Source organism: Streptomyces yunnanensis (assembly GCF_029011865.1).
GTDB classification, from domain to species: domain Bacteria; phylum Actinomycetota; class Actinomycetes; order Streptomycetales; family Streptomycetaceae; genus Streptomyces; species Streptomyces yunnanensis.
The window spans coordinates 8,412,207-8,434,504 of sequence record NZ_CP095749.1 but is presented as its reverse complement, the minus strand read 5'-3'; the positions used below and the strand labels follow the sequence as shown (position 1 = coordinate 8,434,504).

20 protein-coding genes and 1 pseudogene are annotated in these 22,298 nt (G+C 70.0%); 10 read left to right on the top strand and 11 right to left on the bottom strand.

The window, feature by feature from the left end:
* Nucleotides 1-191: 191 nt before the first annotated feature.
* Nucleotides 192-914: an SDR family NAD(P)-dependent oxidoreductase gene (locus MOV08_RS36925; protein WP_275310514.1), complete on the top strand. Its 723-nt coding sequence runs from the start codon at nt 192-194 to the stop codon at nt 912-914.
* 70 nt (nt 915-984) lie between these two features.
* Here the strand turns inward: MOV08_RS36925 and MOV08_RS36920 are convergent, their stop codons facing one another.
* From MOV08_RS36920 to MOV08_RS36895, 6 genes are all read right to left on the bottom strand, one after another.
* On the bottom strand, nt 985-1,452 hold the full coding sequence (locus MOV08_RS36920) for a nuclear transport factor 2 family protein (RefSeq protein WP_078876038.1): 468 nt from the start codon (nt 1,450-1,452) through the stop codon (nt 985-987).
* A gap of 177 nt (nt 1,453-1,629) precedes the next feature.
* The gene (locus MOV08_RS36915) at nt 1,630-1,803 is read right to left on the bottom strand and encodes a hypothetical protein (RefSeq protein ID WP_275310513.1); all 174 of its coding nucleotides are present in this window, start codon (nt 1,801-1,803) and stop codon (nt 1,630-1,632) included.
* Between the two features lie 4 nt (nt 1,804-1,807).
* Nucleotides 1,808-2,401 (bottom strand): NAD(P)H-dependent oxidoreductase, encoded by a 594-nt coding sequence (locus MOV08_RS36910; protein ID WP_275310512.1) that lies wholly within the window; start codon nt 2,399-2,401, stop codon nt 1,808-1,810.
* A 1,231-nt stretch (nt 2,402-3,632) separates the two neighbouring features.
* A complete protein-coding gene (locus tag MOV08_RS36905) occupies nt 3,633-4,133 on the bottom strand; it encodes a nucleoside deaminase (RefSeq protein WP_275310511.1) in 501 nt (166 codons plus the stop codon).
* A 146-nt stretch (nt 4,134-4,279) separates the two neighbouring features.
* Nucleotides 4,280-4,750 (bottom strand): cyanase, encoded by a 471-nt coding sequence (gene cynS / locus MOV08_RS36900; RefSeq protein ID WP_205362316.1) that lies wholly within the window; start codon nt 4,748-4,750, stop codon nt 4,280-4,282.
* 130 nt (nt 4,751-4,880) lie between these two features.
* Nucleotides 4,881-5,468 (bottom strand): carbonic anhydrase, encoded by a 588-nt coding sequence (locus tag MOV08_RS36895; protein ID WP_039638599.1) that lies wholly within the window; start codon nt 5,466-5,468, stop codon nt 4,881-4,883.
* Nucleotides 5,469-5,593: 125 nt separating this feature from the next.
* On the opposite strand from MOV08_RS36895, the gene cynR reads away from it, so the two are divergent.
* Entirely contained in the window at nt 5,594-6,502 is a 909-nt protein-coding gene (gene cynR / locus MOV08_RS36890) for a transcriptional regulator CynR (RefSeq protein WP_275310510.1), read from the top strand.
* Between the two features lie 133 nt (nt 6,503-6,635).
* Here cynR and MOV08_RS36885 read toward each other — a convergent pair whose 3' ends face one another.
* Nucleotides 6,636-7,451, bottom strand: coding sequence for a phytanoyl-CoA dioxygenase family protein (locus tag MOV08_RS36885; protein WP_275310509.1), 816 nt, complete (start codon nt 7,449-7,451; stop codon nt 6,636-6,638).
* Nucleotides 7,452-7,924: 473 nt separating this feature from the next.
* Between MOV08_RS36885 and MOV08_RS36880 the strand changes: the two genes are divergently transcribed.
* The 4 genes from MOV08_RS36880 to MOV08_RS36865 all read left to right on the top strand — a co-directional run bounded on the left by MOV08_RS36880 (nt 7,925) and on the right by MOV08_RS36865 (nt 11,702).
* Nucleotides 7,925-8,350 carry a BlaI/MecI/CopY family transcriptional regulator gene (locus tag MOV08_RS36880; RefSeq protein ID WP_052287116.1) on the top strand — a complete coding sequence of 142 codons (426 nt, stop codon included), beginning with the start codon at nt 7,925-7,927 and terminating at the stop codon, nt 8,348-8,350.
* Nucleotides 8,351-8,354: 4 nt separating this feature from the next.
* On the top strand, nt 8,355-9,368 hold the full coding sequence (locus MOV08_RS36875; protein ID WP_275310508.1) for a M56 family metallopeptidase: 1,014 nt from the start codon (nt 8,355-8,357) through the stop codon (nt 9,366-9,368).
* 235 nt (nt 9,369-9,603) lie between these two features.
* Nucleotides 9,604-10,932, top strand: a complete 1,329-nt coding sequence (locus MOV08_RS36870) for an MGDG synthase family glycosyltransferase (RefSeq protein WP_275310507.1) — start codon at nt 9,604-9,606, stop codon at nt 10,930-10,932.
* Entirely contained in the window at nt 10,929-11,702 is a 774-nt protein-coding gene (locus MOV08_RS36865; RefSeq protein ID WP_275310506.1) for a polysaccharide deacetylase family protein, read from the top strand. The genes MOV08_RS36870 and MOV08_RS36865 overlap by 4 nt, the downstream gene beginning before the upstream one ends.
* A 297-nt stretch (nt 11,703-11,999) precedes the next feature.
* Here MOV08_RS36865 and MOV08_RS36860 read toward each other — a convergent pair whose 3' ends face one another.
* The 3 genes from MOV08_RS36860 to MOV08_RS36850 all read right to left on the bottom strand — a co-directional run bounded on the left by MOV08_RS36860 (nt 12,000) and on the right by MOV08_RS36850 (nt 15,589).
* A complete protein-coding gene (locus tag MOV08_RS36860) occupies nt 12,000-12,551 on the bottom strand; it encodes a hypothetical protein (RefSeq protein ID WP_275310505.1) in 552 nt (183 codons plus the stop codon).
* A 768-nt stretch (nt 12,552-13,319) separates the two neighbouring features.
* Nucleotides 13,320-14,639, bottom strand: coding sequence for a PP2C family protein-serine/threonine phosphatase (locus MOV08_RS36855; protein ID WP_078876037.1), 1,320 nt, complete (start codon nt 14,637-14,639; stop codon nt 13,320-13,322).
* A gap of 689 nt (nt 14,640-15,328) precedes the next feature.
* Entirely contained in the window at nt 15,329-15,589 is a 261-nt protein-coding gene (locus MOV08_RS36850) for a hypothetical protein (protein WP_275310504.1), read from the bottom strand.
* A 274-nt stretch (nt 15,590-15,863) separates the two neighbouring features.
* On the opposite strand from MOV08_RS36850, the gene MOV08_RS36845 reads away from it, so the two are divergent.
* Nucleotides 15,864-16,100, top strand: coding sequence for a hypothetical protein (locus MOV08_RS36845; RefSeq protein ID WP_039638593.1), 237 nt, complete (start codon nt 15,864-15,866; stop codon nt 16,098-16,100).
* A 657-nt stretch (nt 16,101-16,757) separates the two neighbouring features.
* Nucleotides 16,758-17,093, top strand: a pseudogene (gene gcvH, locus MOV08_RS36840) (glycine cleavage system protein GcvH); the annotation flags it as partial.
* 238 nt (nt 17,094-17,331) lie between these two features.
* Here gcvH and MOV08_RS36835 read toward each other — a convergent pair.
* Entirely contained in the window at nt 17,332-18,621 is a 1,290-nt protein-coding gene (locus MOV08_RS36835; RefSeq protein WP_275310503.1) for a serine/threonine-protein kinase, read from the bottom strand.
* Between the two features lie 1,900 nt (nt 18,622-20,521).
* On the opposite strand from MOV08_RS36835, the gene MOV08_RS36830 reads away from it, so the two are divergent.
* Together MOV08_RS36830 and MOV08_RS36825 are read left to right on the top strand one after the other, a co-directional pair.
* Nucleotides 20,522-21,178, top strand: coding sequence for a YeeE/YedE family protein (locus tag MOV08_RS36830; protein WP_275310502.1), 657 nt, complete (start codon nt 20,522-20,524; stop codon nt 21,176-21,178).
* A complete protein-coding gene (locus tag MOV08_RS36825; protein ID WP_039638590.1) occupies nt 21,178-21,594 on the top strand; it encodes a YeeE/YedE thiosulfate transporter family protein in 417 nt (138 codons plus the stop codon). Before MOV08_RS36830 ends, MOV08_RS36825 begins: the two co-directional genes overlap by 1 nt.
* Nucleotides 21,595-22,298 lie beyond the last annotated feature (704 nt).

Genomic DNA, 22,298 nt, shown 5'->3' with positions numbered 1-22,298 from the left:
ACACGGACGCGCGGGCGAAGCGGCTCGCGGCCTCCGGCCGGATCTGTTCACGGGCTGCCCGTAGAGGGCGAGTTCGCCCACCTGCACTGGTTCCGTCGCCTGCGGATCCGCTGGGAGATCCGCGACGACATCCACCGGGCATTCCTCACCCTCGACGTCCGCCTTCCCATGAGACGAACCTTGAGAGGATCATGTCGAGCATGACGATTGCGGACATAGCCGTGGTGACGGGCGCGAACCAAGGGATCGGGCGAGAGGTGGCCCGGCAACTCGCCGCTGCGGGCATGGTGGTCTATCTCGGTGCCCGAGATGGGGAACGGGGCCGTGCTGCCGCACGCGAGTTGTCGACCGTCGGCGACGTGCGGTTCGTGCCTCTGGACGTGGCAGACCAGTCGCAGGTCGACGCCGCGGCCCGAACGATCGAGGCAGAGTGGGGCAGGCTCGACGTACTGGTGAACAATGCGGGCATCGGTGGCACCCGCCCGGCAGTGGAGGAGACCACCGCGGACGATTTCACGGAGGTCATGGACATCAACCTGCTCGGCGCCGTCCGGACGACGCACGCCCTGCTGCCTCTGCTGCACAAGGCCCAGCGTCCACGCATCGTGAACGTGACGAGCGGCCGCGGATCGTTCACCATCAGCGACGACCCGGAGCGCATGGAATCCCGGTTGCAGGGCCTGGTCTACCCGGTCTCGAAGGCGGCGTTGAACATGCTCACCTACCAGTACGCCCGCGCTCTGCCCGGCTTCCGCGTCAACGCCGTCGATCCGGGGTTCACCGCGACCGCGCTCAACAACCACACCGGCATCAGCACCCCAGCGCAGAGCGCCGCGAAGGTCGCGCAGATCGCCCTGGCGATCGACGGGCCCAGCGGACGGCTCTTCGATTCCACAGGCCAGGTCGGCTGGTAGCCAGGCCCGGCAGGACCAGTCCGCGCGGAGGCCGGCGGAGCGGCATCCGGGATTGTCGGGCTGATGTACGTCAGCCGGTCGTCCCGCTATGGGCCTCCCGGGCTCGACCGTCAGCCCCTGTGGCGGTCGCAGCCCATGCGCGGGCGACAGCAAGGCTGTCCTCGTAGAAGCGGTAGCGGGTGATCTCGCCCTCCAGGACGGTCAGTTGGAGCACGAACCAGCTCTCCATCGCCGCCCCGTTACGTATGACGCGGCTCCGGAAGCGGCCCGAGACTGCCGCTTCCGCACCATCCACAAGGGTCCGCTCGACGACGAATTCCTCCTTGGTGACGTATGTGGGGTGCGTGGTGAAGTAGTCGGCGACCTCGGCACGCGTCGCACGGATGCCGAGCCAGGGGACCTCGACCGCGCCGGGTACGTCCCAATCCACTCGCTCGGCGAAGAGCGCCGCGACGCCATCGACGTCTCCCGCGGCGAGCCGGGCCAGGAAGTTCTCGACGGTGCCTCGCGTGCTCAGCGCCGTCGATTCCGCTCGCATCACTTCATGCCTCCACTGTCTACCGTCTATCGTTTACGCGAGTTTTGAACAGTACAGTCCAAAATCGAGGCGGGCAACTCAACGCGTCTCGTCGGCATGCGTGAAGCGCCCGCCGATCGCGCCCGCCGATCTCTCGGCATGCGGCGCCCTGGGGTGCGGGGGCGAGGGCCACGGCGGCTACAACAGCGGCAACCCCTGCACCGCCCGTGCCTGGGGCGTGTCCGCCACGTCGTCCGCCTCGCGCATCACGAGGTCCTGGAGCGGCAGCGGATTGGCGTTGTCCTTTGTGCAGCGCGCGAATGTACGTGGCTCCCGGCGCCACCCGTCCGGCAGCCCACGGGCGTGCGTCACGGTCTCAGACCAGCAGCGCGGCGGCTTGCTGACGTGCCTGGCGCAGCCATGATGCGCGCATTTCGTCGGTCGAGTCGGTCACCGTGCGGAAGACGGTGCGGCGGACGTCGGCGACACCTACGTACGGCAGGACGCATGCCGCCCAGATCCTTTGCAGCGGGTCGCCGAACTCGCTCTCTTCGCGGTCGGCGGGGGTGTCGGAGGTGTTCAGAACGAGCGCCCGGCCGGCCTTCAGCAGCCCTGCGGGCTCCCCGTCTGCGGTGCCCAGCTTGTAGGCGACACCGGGCGCGAGCACGCGCTGCACCCAGCCCGTGAGGACGGCGGGCGGCATGCCCCACCAGTTCGGATGGACCAACACCACGGCATCGAGGGTGGCCACCTCGGACCGGTGCAGCTCCACCTGCGCGTCACGGGCGGGGGCGGCCGACTGGACCGTCTCGGTCTCGTCGGCGGTCAGCGCAGGGGCGAATCCCTCGGCGTAGAGGTCGTGCGCGAGTACGTGACACCCCCGGTCGCGCAGTTCTTCCACGACGACAGTGAACACCGCGTGGTTGAAGCTGCCTGGACGCGGGTGCGCGAGGTAGACCCCGATGCGCATGGTTCCTCCCTGATCGATAGCTGCTCCTCCCCGACTATGCCCTGCCAATTGCTGCACACCACAACTGGGGTCTGCAGCCCCGGGGTTGGAAATGGCAACGTCGGGCTCACGTCTGGCCGTGGCGACCGTCCTCCCGGCAGGAACCCGGCGTGCGGACGTCGGCCGCGGGGAGCGTGACCTCGGTGGCCGAATGGCCGTTGACAGATTGCACCCGGCCGTCGGTCCCCGGGGTACCCGCTCACCGCGTGTGCCCTGGGGCTCGGCTCGCCCTGGGGCCCGGTCGGTCCCTGCGTGGCTTCCTGTCCGCGAGGGCCGATCAGGGATGCGAGCCAGTCGGCCGGGTGCCCTTAAAGCCTTCCGTGACGGCCACTTCGGACGCGGAAGCGCCAGGCACGGGAACGCAGTTCGGCTTGGTGGGGTCGGCCGGCGCTGTGACGGTGAGCTCTGGCATGATGGGCGTCATGACACAGACCCGAAAGGCCGATGGCGCGTAGGCCGCCCGGGGCCATCCGCGCTGAGCGGTGGCCGGCCCGAAGCACGACCCGTCCCGTCCGCCAGATTCCCGGCATTCCCCGCCGCACTCGGGCGGCCATCAACCAGATCGAAGCCAGGCACCTTTGGCCCGGTGCTGTTGCTGAGGCTCTGCACCGGTACGAGAGTTTCCTCCAGAGACCCGGCCGGTACCTGTACTTGCCTTGGGGCGACTGCCCCTGTTGCGACCCGGCAGACGCCCGGGACACTCTCGAAGACGCCCTCCGCCGACTGCCGCCCGCGGCGCGGGGAGGGCTGCGCAGGATGGTCACCCGACTCGACGAGGAGTTCCTCCGTCGCACCCTGCCCGACCCATCGGCCGCATCGGTGAGTTCATGGCATGCAGCAGCGTGGTGGCGGCAGCGGATCCGGGAGATATGACCGCTGACCTGCTGCCGGGCAGCGTCCTCCTAGGTCGGGACGAGACGGACATCGTCGAGCGCGCGCTTTTCGTCGCCCTCTATCACCGGCGCCCACCTGCGGACCACGAGCCATCGGTGGAAACGTGCCGATCCCTCTTTGACGAGCTTCGTCGCCTCAGATCGACAGCACCGCCTGCGCAACCCGAGACTCGCCGGCTCGCCTTCGACGGCGTGCAGCTGCAGCACGGGCCGGTCCGATTGATACGGGTTGACCTTGCTGCCGGTCCTCGTCGAGCCGGAGTCGGGCCACCTTCTCGATCGCCTCGGGCACCGGGGCCTCAGCCGGTGGTCGGGACGCCCGCGACGCGGCGCTCGCCGCCGTTGCGTTCCTGCCAGAACCGGTACACCTCGACGGCGTCCGCGCGCTCCTCGTAGCGCATCGGCAGCCGGCGGTCCTGCCAGGGCTTGGCGAACTCGTCGTAGAAGGTGTCCAGCTCGAAGTACTTGCGGTCGTCGACGTAGTGGGGCTCGTAGGCGTCGCGGGTGGTGAGGAAGACGACCTCGTCCGGCGAGCAGTAGTACAGCGAGCCCAGGCACATCGGGCAGGGGTGGGCGAGTACGTAGATGGTGGTGCCGGTCAGGTGCTCGGTGCCCAGCTTCATGCATGCCTCGCGGGTGGCGAGGATCTCCGCGTGGGCGGTGGGGTCATTGGTCTGGGCGACCTTGTTGGGGCTCTCGGCAAGGATCTTGCCGTCCTTGACGATGACGGTCGCGAACGGGCGGCCGCCCTCGGCGACGTTCTGGCGGGCGATGTCGATGGTGCGCTGGACGAAGTCCATGAAAGGTCCTCCAAAGAAGAGGGAAGGGGGATGCGAGCCCGGCGGCAGGCGGCTGCTCGGGGTTCGGGGAACAGGGCGGGGCGGGGCGGAAGACTGTTTCCGGCCCGCCCCGTTGCCGTCCGTCTGCGACGCCGTACCGGCGCCGGTCAGAAGGGCTTGGTCGGCAGGTACTTGCCGTCCAGGGTGATGACGGCGCGCTCGCCGCCGTCGGGGTCGGCGACCTTCTTCACGTCGAGCTTGAAGTTGATCGCGGAGATGATGCCGTCACCGAACTCCTCGTGGACCAGGGCCTTGAGGGTCGTGCCGTAGACCTGGAGCATCTCGTAGAAGCGGTACATGGTCGGGTCGGTCGGGATCCGGTTCGGCATCGAGCCGCGGACCGGGATGGTCTGCAGCAGCATCACCGCGTCGTCGTCCAGGCCCAGCAGCTCGGCGACGGCCTGCGCGGAGTCCTGCGGCAGGGGGTGCTGGCCGAGGACGGCGGCGGTGGTGAAGGCCACCGACAGGCCGGCGGCCTCCGCGATCTGCTTCCAGGAGAGGTTCTTGCGGGTCTTGGCCTCCACGGCCTTGGCGGCCAGGGCCTCACGAGCGGTCTGCTCGAACTGGGCGTGCACCATGGTCAGTACGTCCTTTTCACAGGTGTGCCACTCCACGAACAGGGGTGGGGTGAAGTGGCGGGTGGGTGGGGTGGACACGGGTTCCCGGCACGCTGTCGTCGTCGCGGGCTGGGAGCGAGAGCCGGGAGGGTCAGACCGCGAGCGCCGGGCCGGCGGCGGTCAGGTCCTCCACGCGACCGGTGGGGATGTCGTAGACCCAGCCGTGCAGGGCGACCTTCCCCTCCGCCAGGGCCTTGGCGACCGAGGGGTGGGTGGCCAGGTTCGCCAGCTGCGCGAGCACGTTCTGCCGCACCAGGGCGGGAACGTCACCGGCAGCGGTGGTGCGAGCCTGGGAGGCATCCGCGTGCCGCAGCCAGGCGGCGACCGCCGGGGCGCCGCTGAGGTCGTGGCCCTGGGCCAGGGCGGTCATCGCGCCGCACGCGGAGTGACCGCAGACGACGATGTCCTGCACGCCCAACGCGGCGACGGCGTACTCGATGCTCGCCGCGACCCCGTCGGCCTCGGGCGTATAGGCGGGGACCAGGTTGCCGGCGGTGCGGATGACGAACAGGTCGCCCGGCTCGGTGCCGGTGATCAGCTCGGGCACGACGCGGGCGTCGGAGCAGCCGATGAACAGCGTGTGCGGGGTGTGATGCGTGGCCAGATGCGCGAAGAGCTCCGCCCTGGCCGGGAAGACGTCCCTCTGGAAACGGGCGACGCCCTCGGCGAGGTCCTGCATGGGTCACTCCCTTCGGGTGGTGATCGACCCCTGTGGGCTGGTGAGATCCACCATGCATGACCTGTGCCTATAGTGTCCAAGAGTCATTAGCCATAGAGGCTATTAGTGCCATCTATAGTTGCCCCATGGCTGCTCTCGAACTGCGTCATCTGCGCTATCTGCTCGCCGTGGCCGAACACGGCAACTTCACCCGCGCCGCCGAAGAGCTGCACATCTCCCAGCCCACGCTCTCCCAGCAGATCAAGCAGATGGAGCGGACCCTGGGCGTGCAGCTGCTGGACCGCACCGGCCGCACGGTACGGCTCACCGACGCCGGCGCCGTCTACACCGACCACGCCCGGCGCGCACTGCGCGACCTGGCCGCCGCCGAACGCGCCGTCCACGACGTCCAGGACCTCTCCCGCGGCCACCTGCACCTGGCCGTAACCCCCACCTTCACCGCCTACCTGATCGGCCCGCTCACCGCCGAGCTCCACACCCGCCACCCCGGCGTCAGCGTCACCCTGACGGAGATGCCCCAGGACCGCATCGAAGCCGCCCTGCTCGCCGACGACTTGGACCTGGGCATCGCCTTCGCCGGCACCCACCTGCCCGGCATCACCGCCACGCCGCTGTTCACCGAGACCCTCAGCCTCGTCGCCGGCGCCCCGCGCGCCCGGGCGATGCCGGAACCGCTACCCGCCCGCGCCCTCAAGGACGAGCAACTCGCCCTGCTCAGCGGCGACTTCGCCACCCGCGGCCACATCGACGCCTACTTCGCCCACCACCAGGTCGCCCCCCGCATCACGATCGAGGCCAACTCCATCCAGGCCCTCACCGAAATCGTCCAACGCACCCCCCTCGCCACCGTCCTGCCCGACGCCATCACCCACGACCACCCCCACCTCACCCCCATCCCCCTCGACCCGCCCCTGCCCACCCGCATCGTCACCCTCCTGCACCGCACCGACGCCTACCAAAGCGCCGCCACCCACGCCTTCACCGACCTCACCCACGACCTCATCCGCACCCGCGGCTACGCCCCGCCCCTGTGAACCCCGGCTGAACCCCCACCCCGGAACAGGGCTTCTCCCGAACGGCCCTTCACCGAAGCCTGCCTGGACGCGGCCAACACCTGGTGGACCGGCAGGAGCGTTCGGTGACGCCGTACGCCGAGCGGCCGAGACCTCAACCGCGACCGCTTGGTTCTCGCTGATCAGCTTGGTTGAGAGGGGTGTCCTGTCCCAGGCCTCGACGGATCGCGATCTCCACGGGTGAGTACGCGCCGTCAGCCCGTTCCAGCTCGTACGGCGTGGCCGGCATCAGCGGCGGCTGGGCCATGAAGCGCGGCCGCGCCCCATGGTGTGGTTGCGCCGCGTGCACCAGGAACGGATGGCACAGGAAGACGTCGCCCGGGGCCCCGGTGGCGAGGGCGAGTGGCCGGTGATCGGACGCCGCCACCAGATCGGGCGCAAGGGTCAGCCCGCTCGCCCCCTCCTCCCCGTACTCCGCCAGTACCTTCGGCACGTCGAGGTGTGAGCCGACCCGGATCCGGGTCGGGGCGTCCTCCTCACCGACCTCGCTGAACAGGAACAGCATCAGCAACGCCCGCCCCCGGGAGCGCAGATTGGTGAAGTACCAGCTCTCGCCCTCCGGCAGATAGCTCCCCTCGATGTGCCAGCCCGCGTCGTCCGGCTCCTCCTGGTGGGGAAAGCGCAGCGGGAACGTGCCCAGCGAGTAGCGCGGCTCCCAGCGTCCCGCGCCGACGAGCAGGTCGTACACGCGATGTAGGGAAGGGGAGTTGGGTGCGGCGGCGAACGGCCCCTGCGCCAGGCCGGGCACCCAGTGCACGGGCTGCGTCCACGTCGCCGGATCGTCCGGGTCGCAGCCCGTCTCTCGCCACAGCAGCCGCGCGCAGTCCGCGGCCACGCGAGGCGCGACGGCGCCCTCCAACTTCACGAAACCGTCGCGGAGGAAGCGGGATACCAAGGTCGTGTCGTCCATGCCCTCATCGTGCGGCGGCACCGCTCCCGGTCACCCGACATTTTCCGCACCGCCTTTGTCGGGTGTGCAGCGAGTCGAGCCGCGGCCGTCGGCCGATGACGTCGTCGGCCGACCGAACACGGAGGCACAGCCGCCGGGCCGACCAGCACACCACACGGGCGTGGGCCACGTCTCCCTCCCGCGCACCGGCCCACCGGGGTTTCCGCGCCGCTCGTGGCAAGGCGGACGTGCCCGACATGCGGTGCCTGCGCTCGCAGGCCGGTCATCCGACGAGGACTCGCCTTCTCGATCCGGACAGAACACCCCGGTTGTAGTCGTCCGCGCCTGTGGCCATCCGCTGTGGTCATCCGCGAGGGCGGCTGTTCCACCTCCTGATCACCAGGGGAGACAGGCTGATCACCACAGGAGACCGGCCGTGGTCGGCAGGTGGCCGAGTAGCCTGTGCGGACGGATGGCGAAGGAAGGCGATAGCGGTGGACCGAAGTGACGAGGAGGCCCGCCAGGCATCCGGCAGGCGGGCGCGCGGTGAGCTGGAGAGCGATGTGCTCGCCACGCTCTGGGCCGCTCGCGGTCCGCTGACTGCGCGCGAGACGCAGGAACGACTGCCGGGCGACCTGGCCTACACGACCGTCATGACGATCCTGTCGCGGCTGCACGACAAGGGCATGCTCGTGCGGCACCGCGAGGGCCGCGGGTATGCCTACGAGCCGGCCCGGGACGAAGCCTCCCATACCGCCCAACGCATGCACTCGCTGCTGGAGGGCGGCTCCGACCGCGAGGCGGTGCTGGCCCGTTTCGTCTCGGAGCTGTCCGCGCAGGACGAGCACCTGCTGCAACAGCTGCTGTCCGGGCACGGCGAACCACCCGCCGAGAGCGAGCGCTCCCCCAGGAATCGGTGACCCCGTGCTGGTCAGCGTCTATGTCCCGTTCCTCGTCACCGCCGCACTCGCGGCGCTCGCGCCCCCCGTCGCACGTCGGCTGCCTCCGCGCCCGGCCGCCTGGGCACTGGTCTGCGTTGCGCTCGTCACGGCGGTCGGCTGGACCGGATCGCTCGCCCTGCTGGCCTTCACCGGCGTGGCGCAGATTCCGCAGATCGCGAAGGAAGGCCACTGGTCCGTGGCCGTCCTGCGCGCCGAGGACCCGGTCTACCTCGCCGTCGCGGCCGGCAGCGCGCTGGCACTGGCGACGGGCATCGTCTCGTTGGGCGTGGCCGCCGTACGCCATATTCGCCGCCTGGTTCGGGCGCGACAGGAGTGCGCCGACCTGCCCGGGCGGACGGAGCTGGCCGTCGTCGACGACGACGCCCCGCTGGCCTTCGCACTGCCCGGGGCGCCCGGGCGGATCGTGGTGTCCCGCGGGATGCTGCGCTGCCTGGACGACGACGGACGCGCGGCCCTGCTCGCACACGAGCGGGCACATCTGGCCGGGCGCCACCACCTCTTCCAGGGCCTTTGGCGACTTGCCGCGGCCCTGAACCCGCTGCTGCGGCCGCTGGCCGCCGCAGGTGATTTCGTCTTGGAACGGTGGGCCGACGAGGAAGCCGCGGCGCGTGTCGGCGACCGCCGGGTCGTCGCCCATGCCGTCGCTCGCGCCGCGCTCGCCTCCGCCGCCGCGTCCCGTCCCCCGGCGCTGGCCGCTACCGGCGGGGCGGTGCCGCAGCGGGTGAAGGCCCTGCTGTCCCCGCCTCCCGCCCGCCGGAGGCTGCCCTTCGCAGCGGGCGGGCTGCTGCTGGTTCTCTGCTGCGCGAGTCTGGCCAATGCCGCGTCCGACAACGACCGGATGCTGGACAACGCACAGTGGGCGCGGTGTGCGGCGTACGCCGACACCGCGCGCTCGTGGCCGGCCGACCACGAGGTTCGGCCGGGCCTGCACTGCGTGGATCACGATCGACGGGAACACGGAGAGCGCCACCTGTAAGCGGCGCGGCACCCGAGCCCGCACTCCCCCTCACCCGGGGCACCCACTCCCCAAGTTCTACATCATGTAGTAGCTTCGGCCTTCGACGCTGCCGCAATCAGCCATGGCCCGGATCCGCATCGAGGCCCGACCTCGGCCTGCGCGCGGTGCCGCCTGCCCGGAGTGCACCCAACTCGCGCCCCGCATTCCGTGCACTCCATGCATTTCACGCATTCCGCCAGGAGGCTGATCGTTCATGCCCGAGCGTGACGAACTGCTGCCGGGCCCGCCTCCCTCCGCAGGACCGCAGGGGACGGGCCGCCACCGCGTCGTCGTCATTTCCGCGAGCGTCGGCGCGGGCCACGACGGGGCGGCGGACGGGCTGACCTCCCGGCTGGCCGCGCAGGGATTCCTGGTGGACCGGTACGACTTCCTCGACCTCCTCCCCGCTCGCACGGGCAAGCTGCTGCGCGACGCCTACCACCGACTGCTGACCCGGGCACCGGAGCGCTACCAACGCCTCTACCAGGCCACGGAGCACGCTTCGCGCCCCGGCGCGGTCTGGCGGGCGCTGTTCCGTAGTGCCGAACACCGCACCCTTGCCGCACTCCCGCCGGACACGACGGCGGTCATCTCGACCTACCCGGGGGCCAGTCAGGTCCTCGGCGCACTGCGGCAGCGCGGTGCGCTGAAGGTGCCGGCCTACACCTTCCTGACCGACTTCTCCGTCCACGCCCTCTGGATCGCCCCGGGCATCGACGCGCACCTGGCCGTGCACCCGATACCCGCGGCCCAGGCCCACGCCCAGGGCGCCGCCGCCGTCACCGTCGTCGGCCCGGTCACCGATGCGCGCTTCGCCCCCGTCGTCGGCGGACAACGATCCGCCGCACGGGCCCGGTTCGGCCTCCCCGAACACGCGCCCCTGGCCTTGCTGGTCGCCGGGTCGTGGGGCGTCGGAGCGGTGCGGCAGGCCGCCGCCGAGATACAGGAGACGGGGGTCGCGGTGCCGGTGGTGGTGTGCGGGCGCAACCAGTCTCTCGTCGAGCAGTTGCGACAGGACGGCATCGCACACGCCTTCGGCTGGGTGGACGACATGCCCGGCCTGATGCACGCCTGCGACGTACTGGTCCAAAACGCCGGCGGGCTGACCGCACTGGAGGCGTTCGCCTCCGGGCTACCCGTGGCCAGCTACCGCTGCATCCCCGGCCACGGCCGCGCCAATGCCCAGGCACTGGAGGAGGCGGGCCTGGCGGCCTGGATCCGCACCGTCGACGACCTGCGCCCCGTGCTCGCCGAGCTTCTGCACGGGCCACGAGGCAGGGGCCAACGCCTGGCAGGTGTCGCCCTGCACCGAGCCGCCTCCGGCCCGGTACCGGCCATCACCGCCCGAGCCGGACACCGGCTCGCACCCCCCGCACCGTCGCCCACCGTGCACCACCCGGGCAGGCGACGGCTCGCCCTGGCCGCCACCACCGCAGTGGCCACCGTCTCGCTGGGCGTCGCCGCGCCACTGACCTACGCGTACGCCAAGGCCCCCGCCCACTTCACCACCGTCGCCCACTACTTGGACGGAGATGACCGATGACGCCGGCCCGCGCCGCGCTGCTCGCCTCGGCCACGGTCCTGCCGGGGCTTGCCGCCCTGCACGCCGCCCCCGTGGTCTCGGCTTTCGGTCCGCTGCGCAACACCGCCATGCCCCGCCTGGCCGGGCAGGGCCGCCCCGACCACGTCGCTCTCACCTTCGACGACGGACCCGACCACCTCTCAACCCCGCACTTCCTCCGCCTTCTTGAGGCACGCGGGATCCACGCCACCTTCTTCCTGCTCGGTTCGATGCTGCTCCGCTCGCGCGGCCTGGCGGAGGAGATGGCCGCCGCCGGGCACGAACTCGCCGTCCACGGTTGGCACCACCGCCCGCTGCTGCTCCGCGGCCCCCGCGCCACCTGGGACGACATCGCCCGTGCCGGCGACGCCGTGGCCGATGTCACCGGCCGACCACCAGCGCTCTTCCGGCCTCCGTACGGGGTGATGACCACCGCCGCCCATCTTGCCTGCCGCCGCCTCGGGCTGACCCCGGTGCTGTGGACCTGCTGGGGCGAGGACTGGCGCAAACGCGCCACCGCGCACTCCGTCCGGAACACCGTCCTGCAGGATCTGCGCGGCGGCGGCACCATCCTGCTCCACGACTCCGACTGCACCTCCGCCACCGGCTCCTGGCGCACCACCCTCCGGGCCCTACCGCGCATACTCGACACCTGCCAGGCACGCGGCTGGCACGTAGGGCCCCTGCGGGAACACGGCATCCCCCGCCTGCCCGCCACCGCCGACCGGAACCCGATCCGCACGTTTCGATAGGCCACGCCGGCACCAGCAACGGCGGGCCAGCGCTCGCCAGACACCTCACGTTGCCGCCGTGTCAAGCGGTGGGGAAGGCGGTGCGGTGGAGATGGCAGTGCGGTGGGGAAGGCGATGCGTTCGTCGAACAACTCGCGCTTCTGAAGACAGGGAGAGAGCTGCCCGAGCACGCGATGGAACAGGTTTCGCAGGGCGGCCGCGTGCCGGTTTCCGTGGCTTTCGGTCTCGCGTACGTCCATCCCACCGGATCGCCTGTCCGATGGTCCGTGTCGGGAGGGACGACGCGGACTGGAACGGTCAATTGCCCTGCCGAGGGCCCCTCCGGCTGGAGACCGAGGCGGAGTTCGGGTTCCAGGGCTCCGGTGTGCCGGGCACTCGTCCGTAGTGCAGCTTCCGGGCCCACCACGTCAACTCCAGCCAGGCGTACGCGGCTTCGCACCCCCACATGGTGCCGGTTTGTTCCACCAGATCCAGGGCCACGCCGACACGCTGCTCGATCACTCCGAGCTGTTCCCGTGCTCCTGCGGGAAGGGCGTTCCCACGGCTGTTCATCATCTCGTGCAGTCTCTCGGTGCAGCCCGCCAGGTGCCGGCGCATGGCCTTGATGTGGAAGGCGGACGGGCGGGGTTCGACCATCTCGTCGAGGAATGCGCCGGCGGCGAGCGCATGCCAGTAGCGCGCCTCGCGAAACAGAGGCTCGTGCGCATACTTGGGCATCCTGCTGAGCGGGGGCGGCGGATGTTGCCCGGTGGCCTTGGCGTCGGCGCGGGCCTTCCTGACCCATTCCCTCACCAGCCGCTGCACGTCTTCCATGATCATGGACTTCAAAGGGCCCTCCCGGTAGCTCATGGGGCTGGCCTGAAACTGCCCCTGCCGTCTCCGTTGGTCCGCGTCCGCGGCTACCCGCGACGCGTTGCGTGCGTCGCACCCCGCCTGTCTGAGGGTTCCCCATGCCCCACAGGCATCGCCCCTCCGCCCAGCCCCAGCACGGAGAGGTTGGCCACGCACGGCCATGGCCAACTACTTGGTGTGGTTTCTGTCGGCTGCCTGTCTGGGCGCCATCTGGCGATCGGAGCGATGGGCAAGGGCCATCGCCCTGGCGCCCGCTACGAGTCGGGGCAGCCCGGCCCGTGACCAGGCCCACCCGCCGTCCTTCCCTCTCCGCTGGCTCCGATCGATGGACGACCGCATCCTGTCCTCCGTCCGGCAGGGCCGCTGCGTCGCAGCCGACAGGGACACAGAGTCTCCCGGCCGGTGGGGCGTTGCACCGGCGACGGGGGTAGCGGTAAGGACTCCGTAACAGGTCCCGCTGGCTCGTTCCGTGCCCAGCCATCGCACCGATGCGGGCGGGGCGGCAGCTGGGAGGTGCCCCCAGGCACGCACTCTCGCCGCACCGAACACCGCCCGACCCGCCCTCCGGGCGAACGACGGGACTTTGCGGACACGACCTGGGCGGACGAGTGTGGTTCCGGGGCGCCGGCTTCAAGGGCCGCACGCCGTCGGCACACCGTGGGCGAGGGAAGGAGACCCGCGACGTTTCGGGCCCCGATCGACGGAGTTTCCGGGCTCCTCAAGCGCCGGTGGCAGCCCGGTGAACGCTGATCGGCTGACGTGCGGTTACGCACGGGGTGGGGTGCGCAGGGCGAGGATGGCCATGTCGTCGTGGCCGTCGCCGGGGTGTTGGTCGGCCAGGGTCTGACAGAGCTCGTCCAGGGGCAGCTCGGCGTGAGCGGTGGCGATGCGGGCGAGGACGTTCAGACCGGTGTCGAGGGAGTGCCGGGGATGTTCGACCAGCCCGTCCGTGAAGAGGATCACGGTGGCGCCGGCGGGCAGGGGGTGGGTGTGGTCGGGGCGGGGCTGGGCGATGTCGACGCCGAGGGGGACACCGGGGTCGGCGTGCAGATACTCGGTCCGGGCGTCGGGCGTGATCAACAGTGGTGGGAGGTGGCCAGCGGTGCTCCAGCGCAGTGTCCAGGCGTTGTCCCCGGGCTCGATGCGGGCCAGGCAGGCGGTGGTGACGGGGTTGTCGGTGATCGCGCACAGGGTGCGGTCGAGCTGGGCGAGGACGGCGCTGGGCGGGGTGCGCCGTTCGTAGAGCAGGGCGCGCAGCATGTTGCGGGTCTGTGCCATGGCGGCAGCAGCGTGCATGTCGTGGCCGACGACGTCGCCGATGACGGCCGCGCAGGCGTGGTCGGGCAGCAGAACGGCGTCGTACCAGTCCCCGCCCAGGAGCCCGGGGGCGGTGGCCGGTCGGTAGATCGCGGACGCGGTGAAGGGCCGCAGGTCGGGCAGGTGGGGCAGGAGCAGGCGCTGGAACTGTTCGGCTCCGGCGCGGACCTGCTCGAAGAGGCGGGCGTTGTCGATGGCCACGCCCGCGGCGCTGGCCAGGGCGAGCACCACACGCTCGTCGTGGGCGTCGAAGGGTTGCCCGTCCAGCCTCTCGGCCAGGTACAGGTCCCCGTAGATCTCGCCCCGGACGCCGATCGGCACACCGAGCAGGGTGCGCATCTGCGGGTGTCCGGGCGGGAAGCCCGCGGCGTGGGGGTGGGCGGGGACGTTGTCGGTCCGCAGCGGTTCGGGGTGGCGGATCAGATGGCCCAGCAGCCCCCGGCCCTGTGGCTGCCCGACACCGGCCAGGTCGGCCACCTCGCGGTCGGTGAGGCCGACCGGGACGAACTCCGACAAGCCCGTGTGCTGCTCGTTCAGCACGCCCAGCGCGCCGTAGCGTGTGCCGACCAGGTCCATCGCAGTGCTGACGATACGGCGCAACACCACGGGCAGCTCCAGCTCCCGGCTGATGGTGAGCGCGGCGTCCAGCAGCCCCTGGAACTGTTCCTGGGCGTCGGCCAGGGTGCGGAGCCGTTCGGTGACACGGTCCCACTCGGCGTCCAGGCGCAGCCGCAGCGCGAGCGGCAGCGGGTCCTCTCCCTGCTCCATGTGCGGCTCTTTCCTGCCACTGCCCTGCCAGACCATGATCTGGACGGCGCATGCCTCGGTGCCGGCGGCGTGGGCGCCTTGGTGTCCACGATAAGGAAGGCGACCGCCTCCCGCCGCCGCTGCGGAGCCCAGACGTCCGGCTGGCCGGCCACCAGGCGTATGCCGGTGCCGACCGGCCACCCGCGCCCGTCGCTCCGTCCACTCCGAAGATCCTCGGAGTGTCGGAACAGAAGGTGGCTCGTCGCTACCGCGCGTGGCGGTCGGCCGGAGCGGTGCACGTACGGGCACGACCTGGCCGGAACCGGTCGGCCAGGTGTTGTGGCTGGTGCGGGTGCAGTGTGCTCCGGAGACAGCCGACGCGTGGTCGCGCTCACTGGCCGGGCGGTCGGACGCCTCCTGGGTGCTCGTGGTGTCCGGAGGCGCGGAGATCCCGAGCATGCTGCGGGTGGACGCGTCCTCCACGACCCTCAGCCGGTGGCCGCGCCCCCCGGGTGACGGGGGTCAGCGCGTACTGCGTCCTACGCACGTTCTGCGGGGCCCGAGCAGTCCGCTGGTGAGTCAACCCGCCGCGGGTGCCTACGGTCACAGCTGGTGAGCCGGTTCACCAACTCTGACCTGATAGTTCACCGGCCTCCGCCCGGTGGCGAGACCTACGCGGTTTGGATGGGTGGGTGATATCGATCACCGCTTCAACAAGATCGCGCTGGCTTGCCCGGAGCCTCGGCGCGGAAAGCGGTTGACCACACGCGGTGGCAGTAGTCCTGGGGTTTGCGCAGGTCCAGGGCGAGGGCGTCGTCGAGGAGGCCGAGGCCGGCCCGCGCCTTCTCCAGGCCGTCGATGGCGCTGGCAGTGGGCTCGAAGTGGCGGTGGAGGTAGTCGGCTGTCGCGTCGGAGGCGGTGCGGGTGGATTTCCTTGAGGGCAGCATCCGCGAAGCGCACAGGAAGGTCACGGACTCCTCTTATCACCCGGACCCGCCGCGCCCTGGCGGTCTCGAACACCGATATGTCCCACCGGTTTCCGACGGCGATGGCGCCGTAAACCGGCCACGGGCGTCGGATCTCGAAAGGGACGTGAAGGAGTTTCCATGATCCCGTGAACGGTCCCACGGGTCGGCATGTGGGGATATCGGGAACCTCGGCAGAAATTACCGATGAGCCGGGGTCGCCGGGCAGCCGGTCGACATGGTTTGCTCTCGCGCCAAGCCACCAATGGAAAGGACAGTCATGCGTAACGACTTCACTCCCGTCGAGACCCGAGAGATTCCCGAGGCCGACCTGGACAGCGTTTCCGGCGGCGTGCTCGGCGACATGGTTCAAGACGGCACGTCCGCGCTCCCGGGCCTGCCCGGACTGCCGGCACTGCCGGGGCTGCCCGGCGGCGCGATCAGCGGCGGCGGCGGAATCCAGGTCACCGGCCCCGTCTCGGGCCAGGCCGGCTTTTCCGGCATAGTCGGGCTCTGACGCGCCAATAGGCCCCGACAGTCCTCTTTGCACTGCTGGTCAATTCGGGGCCTGGCTCCCCCGCCGGCGATGTGTCGGCGAATTAGGGGCTCGCGTGACGTCGGCCTTCAAGACCCGGTTGTGGTCTTGACGGCCGACGTTGCCGTTTGGGGCGGGTGCGGGTGTCGTTGGAGCCGATGGGCTCGGCGGAGATTCCGACGGAGACGGTGCGGGTGGCTCGGGCGGCGTTCCCGAAGGGGAGTCTGGCGATCCGCGAGGCTGCGAAGCGGCTCAGGCTCCCACAAGGTGTGGGATCTCGCGGCTTGTCGCCTACGCCGATCTCCTGACCAGTGGGTTTCCCGCGATCTCACGGCGATGGCACACGGTCCAGTCTCACCAGAAATGGCACACCCTCAGAGCATCCACTCGGACGGCGAGTGTCCGCTCGCAGTGCATCTGGCAGAGGTGGGCTGCTGACCTGCGGGGTTGCCATGTCGCTTGAGAACGCCGCCTCTTGGTTTTCGCAAGCGACATGGCTGTCACGGATGGATGGCGTGATCGGACTCGGCCAGCGAGCCCAGCGGCCGGTCGGCAATCGCGTTCAGGTGTGACCAGTACTCCACGAGGTTTTCCCCCTGCTCACCACATTCCCCGTCGGTGCCCGCCAATGACCCCCGCGTGCAAGAGGATTCAGGTAATGAGCAACCCCCAGAGCTGCGGTACAGCAAGAGCACAAGTGGCTGTCGGCTGCCGAGGACGGCGTCGCGACGATCGGCGTCACCGAGCACGCGGCCAACGCGCTCGGCGACGTCGTGTTCGTGCAGCTTCCGGAAGTCGGTGACACCGTGACCGCGGGCGAGACCTGCGGCGAGTTGGAGTCGAACCAAGGCGGTGAGCGACCTGTACTCCCCGGTGACCGGTGAGGTCGTCGCTGCCAACCAGGACGTCGTGGACGATCCGGTGCCGGTCAACTCCACGCCCTTCGAGGGCGGTTGGCTGTGCAAAGTGCACCTGATCTGGCCTGTTCTCATCGACCACCCCGCCCGCGGCGGATGCGTCCACCCGCTCACACAGCAGGCCGACACCGCAACCGTGACCGCGCTCCACCGGCTTCTTGGTGAGTTCTTCGGTGCGCGAGAACAACCGGACGGCCTCGGGCACATCTTCGGGGACTACGCATTCGCCCCCCAACAGGTGGGGCGACAGGAGCCAGGCGATGCAGACCGTGTGAGGAACCGGGCTCCAGCCCCTGTCAGTGCTTGTGCTTGCCGGGCCTGCCGGCCTTCTTGGGGCCTGGTTTGACTTCGGGGGCCCGCTCCGGCTTCTGCTCGGCAAGCTGTGCCGGAGGGGAGGGAGCAGTCTCGTATGACGCCGAGGGGGACGGCGTGGCGGGGCTCGTGCTCGCGGTCGGGTTGGTCTGCGGCCCCCGCGCTGAGCCGGTTCCGGGCGAGAACCACACCATGCCCACCAGCAACGCCACGGTGAAGACGCCGACGCCGCCCAGCACAGCCACCAGCCGGGAACGGCGGAGGAACGGCAGGTGTGCGCGGCGGGTCGCGGACCGGTGCACGCTCGTCTGCCACTCGGTGTTCGTCACCGGCGCGAAGGCACGGTCGGAGTGAGCGGTGGGAGCGGAGAAGGAGCTTGCAGGGGCGGCGGTCCTTGAGCCGGTGACGTGCTGCCGGTCCGGGCGGCCGTGGTGCTGGTGTTCGCTCGGCAGCGGCTCCCGCGCACCGCGCCAGGCTCCGCGCCCGAACCAGTCCGCCACCTCGTCAGCCGTGGGTCGGCTCTCGGGCTCCTTGGCCAGCAGGCCGAGCAGATAGCTCTCGAAGGCGGGCGGTAGATCGGCGCCAAGTTGCCGGGGTGGGACGGGGGCGGCATCAAGGTGCTGATGAAGCACCGCGAGCGCACTGTCCGCCTGGAACGGAGGCCGGCCGGTGAGGAGTTGGTAGAGCACGCAGCCCAGGGAGTACACGTCGGCTGCCGGGCCGGCGGTGCGGCCCAGGGCCCGCTCGGGCGCGAGGTAGAGGCTGGTGCCGACGATCTGACCGGTGGCGGTGAGCGCGGCACCGGAGTCGTCGAGGAAGCGGGCGATGCCGAAGTCGCCGATCTTCAGGGTGCCGTCGGCGCCCAGCAGGAGGTTGGCCGGCTTGATGTCCCGGTGCACGATGCCCTGCCGGTGCGCGGCGACCAACCCAAGGGCGGCCTGTGCGGCGATAGGGGTCACATGCTCGGCGGGCAGCGGTCCGGAACGGGCGAGCTGGTCGGCGAGGCTGCCCCCATCGACGAGCTCCATCACCAGGAACAGACGGTCTTCGTGCTCGCCGAAGTCGAGAACGGCGACCACATGCGGGTGGCTGAGGCTTCCGGCGGTCTGCGCCTCCAGCCGGAAACGGGAGGGCGCGGTGGGGTCGGAGTCGTGGGGGAGCAGGAGTTTCACGGCGACCGGTCTGCCGAGCGTCTCGTCGAAGGCCCGCCAGACCTCCCCCATCGCGCCCCGCCCGATGGTGTCTCGCAGCCGGTATCGGCCCGCTATCAGCACTTGTTCTTCATCCTCATGCCCAAAGACGTCTTGATCGCCGCAAGCCATGACCCACCGTGGGGCGCGAACCAAGGTGCGGGGTGCCGCAGCGGCCTCAGCGTACCGGCCCTGCAACCTTGTCTTTCCAGGTGGCGCAGAGCCCGGCTGCTGCCCGGCTGCTTCGGGCAGTCCCGCCGGAGGAAGAGGGTGCGTGCTTGGTTGGCGGCCGAGTTGTGACGGCTTTAAGTTGCTCTCTTCACAAGAGCGCTGGTTTGGTGGCCGTCTCTCGCCACCAGTGACATTCCAGGGGCACAGCGCGCTGAAGGAAGTGACCCGATCATGAGGGTCGAGGCGCTCGCTCTCCTGCGGAGGGACGCGGGCGCCGACCGCAGGAGCGGGCTGGTTCCCCCCGTGCCGGCCCGCTCCTGCGCGCGTACGGCGGCCCGGCCGTCCCACGTGGCAGTGGCGCCCCCGGCTGCCGTCATCAGTGAATCCCTCTCAGCGGATGCTGTCATGTAGAGCGCCCATGACGTTCGTCGCGAGTCACGGGCGTCGGCGCTGGCTCCGCACTCGGTGTCACTTGGCGCCCCGGAGTTCTGAAATCCGCGTTCTCGTGGCCCAATAACCAACGCCTTGGACTCAAGGGGCCCAAAGCGAGCGCACTCAGACGAGTGCCTCATGCCGGGCTTTTCGCCCAATCGACGAGCCGAGCCCACCAGCCGCCCCTCGATCGGTCCGGTGGGCTCCCTGGGTACCCAGGAGCATGTGTGCGTCGCGACGCCCCGCCCCGTCGGGCTGGCACCGATTCCGATCGAGTTGTCGCGTCCGCTGTGCGCGCACGCTTGCGTTCCGCAGGCTCACACAGGCATCGCTGAGCCGTTGGCACACCCATGAGTACTTGGTCCACATGCCTCCCACAGCCCTCATAGGTCAGCTTCTTGCACGACCGACAGACAGCACGTTGACACATGATTACCCTCCCTTGGCTCTTCGTTCGATATCCACGATGTTCGCGCCATCGCCACAAGAAACTCCAGAATTTACACCCCCTCCATAAACAGCCGACTTGCGCCAGCGCGGGCCACGATCACGCAGTCGAATCACGACCCAAACGACCTCGCCGGCGATCGCAGATATCCAGACATGAGGGACAGTTGCTGCATATCCGTCGCGGAGAGTATCTCACCAAGTGGCGCCAAGTGGCCTGTTGGGAAAAACTCCCCGAGTTGCTCGGAACACCGAAACAATGGTTGCATCGCGGCCGATCAAGGAACGGAGGCACAGCGCCTTATTGTCACTGCTCTTCACCGCATTGCTTTCGGGGCGTCAACCGGGCAGAGCGAGGGCAGGAATCGAGAACGGCAGCCGCTCTCCCCGAACGGGTGGTGCGCCGGTCAGGAAGGAGCAACATGAGTTGCTCTCACGCCGCAGGATGCCCCCTTTTCCCCCTACTTAGGGCGAGCTTGCAAGGTTGGCGCGAATACTACTGCGACAGCGCGGATCGATGGCTCGGCTGCGCGCGCTACCAGATGTCACTCACCGGCGAGCGCGTGCCGATCAGCCTGCTGCCCAACGGAGCCCGCGCGCGACACCTCGAAGCCCCGGCCGAGATGGACCGATCCGGCGCCACCCGCCCGGTGGCGACCCCCCGGCAGCCCCCGCCGCCACGGTCCGCACCGCGGGCACCGGAGACCACGTCCCGGCCCCAGCCGGCACCGACCCGGCCACATGAGCAGTCAGGACCTGGAACCGCAATACCGGAGGCCATGGGCCAGTTCGGGGAAACACCTACGCCAGCGACTGCCTGGCATGACCAACCGTCACCGTCCCCACAGCGTGCCCGACCTTCGGACAGCCTCGCTGTGCCCGGCTCAAATCCCGGCTGGTGGGCTCGACTTGCCGATTGGATGAGAGGACCCGCATGAGTACCTACTGGCCCTGGTGGGCGGGCGCTGTCGGGCTCGCTCTGGTCACCATCAACCACACACTCATCACCGATCGGTCTCTCGGGGTGTCGGCCGCATGGGATCGCGTGTTGCACTGGCGCCGCGAACGCCGACTCGAGCGGATGGACGAGGAGTTCACCGACGACCAAGCTCTCGCTGAGGCGCTCGCCGCAGCTACAGCGGAGCACTTCGGCACCGGCACCGGCGCATCCGCTGTGGCACAGGAGCCTTACGGGAAGTCGCAGCCGCTCGAAGCCGACGCCGAACCGGCAGCGAGTGAGCGCCCGTCAGCCACGAGCCTGCGCCCGGCCCCGCTGGTCACTCAGGCTGCCCTGCTGATGTCGATCTTCCTCGGTGGATTCATCGCCGCGGTCACCTCTGGGCGGTTCCACCTCCGCCACGACATGGGCCCGGGTTTTCGGCACCTGGTCACCGCCGATCCGACCACCATGATCGCCGTGCTGTTCGTGGGCGGCGTGCTGGTCGGCTTCGGCACTCGGCTGGCCGGTGGGTGCAGCTCCGGCCACGGACTCAGCGGCTGCGGCCGGCTGCGGCCGGTCAGCATCGTCGCGACCGCCGTGTTCTTCGGCACCGCCGTCGCGGTGTCGTTCCTCCTGTGGAAGGTGATCTGATGCGCACACGGGGCGCGATTCTGCTGGCCACCATCATCACCGGACTGGCCCTCGGTTATACCGTCACCAACATCGGCTTCGGCGACTACGCCGAGCTGAACCGCATGTTCACCTTCCAGGACCTGCGCATGTTCCTGTCCTTCGCCGGTGCTGTGGTGATCATCGTGTGCGCGTTCGCTCTGCTGCGGGTCCGCCGCACCCCAGGGCGCATCCATGCCGGCGTGATTCCCGGCGCGGTGCTGTTCGGTACGGGCTGGGCGATCTCAGGTGGGTGCCCGGCAATCCCGATCATCCAGGTCGCCAGCGGATACCTGCCCGCCCTGATCACAATCCTGGGCGTCATCGTCGGTATCCGGCTGTGCCGCTGGGCCAACGCCCGATACTTCCACCTCGACCGCGGCTCCTGCGGGCTGTAACCAAGCACGCCCACCGACCAGAGCCATGAAGGTCGGGGCTCTCGCCTTGACGATCTCCCCGACGGCCTGCGGCAGCCCATGCACACCTGGGACCTGGCGACACAGCGCCCGGCCGTCGCGGGAGCCCCACCAGGGGGGAGTTCAGATACGGCAGGACAGCGGTGGGGATGCCGAAGCCGTACCCCTCGCGCCCACCACCGCCCGCACGAAGATCGCCTCCTCGGTGGCGTCTGCGGCATTGCCGGTACCTTCTCCACCCTCGACGGCCTGACCCGCTGCCTGCGGTACGTGCTCGACTCCACGACCGCCCCCACCGCACCGCGATTCGGGCCGAACTGGGTCGAGGAATCGCTCAGCGTCCAGACCGGAACCCTGGAGCCCGTGCGCGATCCGCAGTTCCTTCCGGAGCCTGGCCTTCAGCTGAAGAAGCAGCACGTTGACGACAGGTGGACACGCCTTCGGCCGTCGCTGCTGCGCCCGCAGGGCCGCGAGACCGACCTTGGACGGTACCGCCGGACCACCTGCACGCCCGAGAACAGCTCCCCCCACCGGCTCATCCGGTGGGGCGCGAGGCCGAGCCACGCAGGACTGACCGGGACTGACAAGTCCGGGCGGGACGCAGGACTGGGCAAGCCGTGCGAGTGCCCGGCGTGGTGTCTGCCGTCCGCGCCGGAGCGAGGTTAGACAAGGGACATGGCCCGAAT

What these genes read in the sequence shown, in the direction of transcription:
- MOV08_RS36925 (WP_275310514.1), top strand. Translation starts at nt 192, where the DNA reads ATGTCGAGCATGACGATTGCGGACATAGCCGTGGTGACGGGCGCGAAC.
- MOV08_RS36825 (WP_039638590.1), top strand. Translation starts at nt 21,178, where the DNA reads ATGCGCACACGGGGCGCGATTCTGCTGGCCACCATCATCACCGGACTG.
- cynR (WP_275310510.1), top strand. Translation starts at nt 5,594, where the DNA reads ATGGCTGCTCTCGAACTGCGTCATCTGCGCTATCTGCTCGCCGTGGCC.
- MOV08_RS36895 (WP_039638599.1), bottom strand. Translation starts at nt 5,468, where the DNA reads ATGCAGGACCTCGCCGAGGGCGTCGCCCGTTTCCAGAGGGACGTCTTC.
- MOV08_RS36860 (WP_275310505.1), bottom strand. Translation starts at nt 12,551, where the DNA reads ATGAGCTACCGGGAGGGCCCTTTGAAGTCCATGATCATGGAAGACGTG.
- MOV08_RS36920 (WP_078876038.1), bottom strand. Translation starts at nt 1,452, where the DNA reads ATGCGAGCGGAATCGACGGCGCTGAGCACGCGAGGCACCGTCGAGAAC.
- cynS (WP_205362316.1), bottom strand. Translation starts at nt 4,750, where the DNA reads ATGGTGCACGCCCAGTTCGAGCAGACCGCTCGTGAGGCCCTGGCCGCC.
- MOV08_RS36905 (WP_275310511.1), bottom strand. Translation starts at nt 4,133, where the DNA reads ATGGACTTCGTCCAGCGCACCATCGACATCGCCCGCCAGAACGTCGCC.
- MOV08_RS36885 (WP_275310509.1), bottom strand. Translation starts at nt 7,451, where the DNA reads ATGGACGACACGACCTTGGTATCCCGCTTCCTCCGCGACGGTTTCGTG.
- MOV08_RS36830 (WP_275310502.1), top strand. Translation starts at nt 20,522, where the DNA reads ATGAGTACCTACTGGCCCTGGTGGGCGGGCGCTGTCGGGCTCGCTCTG.
- MOV08_RS36870 (WP_275310507.1), top strand. Translation starts at nt 9,604, where the DNA reads ATGCCCGAGCGTGACGAACTGCTGCCGGGCCCGCCTCCCTCCGCAGGA.
- MOV08_RS36865 (WP_275310506.1), top strand. Translation starts at nt 10,929, where the DNA reads ATGACGCCGGCCCGCGCCGCGCTGCTCGCCTCGGCCACGGTCCTGCCG.
- MOV08_RS36855 (WP_078876037.1), bottom strand. Translation starts at nt 14,639, where the DNA reads ATGGAGCAGGGAGAGGACCCGCTGCCGCTCGCGCTGCGGCTGCGCCTG.
- MOV08_RS36910 (WP_275310512.1), bottom strand. Translation starts at nt 2,401, where the DNA reads ATGCGCATCGGGGTCTACCTCGCGCACCCGCGTCCAGGCAGCTTCAAC.
- MOV08_RS36845 (WP_039638593.1), top strand. Translation starts at nt 15,864, where the DNA reads ATGCGTAACGACTTCACTCCCGTCGAGACCCGAGAGATTCCCGAGGCC.